Consider the following 1,502-nt stretch of genomic DNA (forward strand, 5'->3'; position numbering starts at 1 on the left):
GGCGCGCCCGCTGCCTAGCGTCGGACTCACTGTGGTGCCTTCCCGACCATCGGAGATCTGACCATGCGTGCCATACGTGTCACGTCCCTCGCCCTCCTGGGCACCGCCGTGTTCGCGGTCGGCGCTCCGGGAGCGCTGGCGGATGAGAACGGGGGCGGCGGCGGGCTCGGTGCCGACCTCACGTCCTTCCGCTTCACTGTCGTCCCGGAGCGGGTCGCCCCCGGTGGCACGGTGACGTTGAGCGCCACCGAGTGCCTGGCTCCGGCCGTGACGGCGTCCTCGCCCGCGTTCGAGACGGTCACGCTCGGCGCGGGAACTCCCGCGACGGTACGGATCCCCCTGACCGCGCGACCGGGGACGACGTACGGCGTCATCTTCGACTGCCAGGGCGAACACGGTCTCGCGCGGCTCATGGTCGCACCGGCGGACACGGCACTACAGCGACGCGTCGACAGCACCACACCCCGGCGGGCGGGCGGCGGCGGCCAGGCGGACCCTGGCATTCCCGGGGTGCCCGGCGTGCCCGGGATGCCCCACGCCACGGGCGTGTCCCGTGTCTCCGACGTCCCGGTCGTACCGGAGCTGCCGGAGGCCCCGGCGCTGCCACCCGGCCCTGACGGCTCCGTCCTTCCGGAACTGCCGACCGAGCCGGGGCCGGACCCGGAGGCGGCGGACCCCGGTGGCTATCCGGACGGCGGCGGGGAGCAGTACGCCCGGTCCGACGAACGGTTCCCCAGCGCTCCCGTCAAGCCCGACGGCGGGGTACGCGCGGGCGGCGGCGGGCTCTCCGGCCCGAGCGCGGCACAGACCGGAGTCGGCCTGGCGCTGGTCGCGGGCGCGGTGGGTGGCGCCGGTGTACTGCTGCGGCGCTCACGGCACGGTGGCTGAGCCGGCACACACGGCGCGGCGGCCCCTCTCGCGCGACCAGTGCCCTCACCGCGCGATCTCGGCCCGCGCCAGGGGATCAGCCGCACGGCGGGCACACCGCACGGCGTCAGCAGGGCTCACCCGGCGACACCACGCACGGCACCGGCACGCTCCACGGCCCCGCGCCGATACCGCGTCCGCGCAGCCATGACCGCACGGCCCTACCGCGACACCGCGCCCACGGAGCCATGACCGCACGGCCATGAGCACGGCTCATCCGGCGGGAACGGCCCGCACAGCAGGAACAGGAACAGTCTCCTTGGATCCGCACGAACATCTCCGCGCCCTCGGTGGCCGGGCCACCCGTCTCCGCGCCCTCCGTGGCCGGGCCACCCGTCTCCGCGCCGCCCGAGCCAGGGCCACCCGTCTCCTCGCTCCGCGCGGCGGAATCCCCCGGCCACCCTGGAGGCACGTTCCCTGGTCGGCCGCCTGGACCCGCTCGGGGCCCGGGGGCCGCTCACCGCGTCGTCCGCACGCGCCGGAGCGCTCCACTCAGGCCCCGGGATCGCTTCTCCCCTGGGGGCCTCGTCCCCCGGAGCTGGACGGCCAGGACCCACGCCCCACCGCTTCCCGCG

The 1,502-nt window shown here is 76.0% G+C and carries 1 protein-coding gene; it reads left to right on the forward strand.

Annotation, left to right across the window (positions count from 1 at the left end; all coding sequences use genetic code 11):
- Positions 1-63: 63 nt before the first annotated feature.
- Positions 64-888 (forward strand): hypothetical protein, encoded by an 825-nt coding sequence (locus tag ACFVIM_RS35075; protein ID WP_384310414.1) that lies wholly within the window; start codon positions 64-66, stop codon positions 886-888.
- Positions 889-1,502 lie beyond the last annotated feature (614 nt).

Origin of the sequence: Streptomyces sp. NPDC057638 (assembly GCF_042800315.1) — a bacterium.
Taxonomy (GTDB): domain Bacteria; phylum Actinomycetota; class Actinomycetes; order Streptomycetales; family Streptomycetaceae; genus Streptomyces.

Excerpts from the sequence above, each read along its gene's own strand:
- ACFVIM_RS35075 (WP_384310414.1), top strand. The coding sequence starts at position 64 with ATGCGTGCCATACGTGTCACGTCCCTCGCCCTCCTGGGCACCGCCGTG.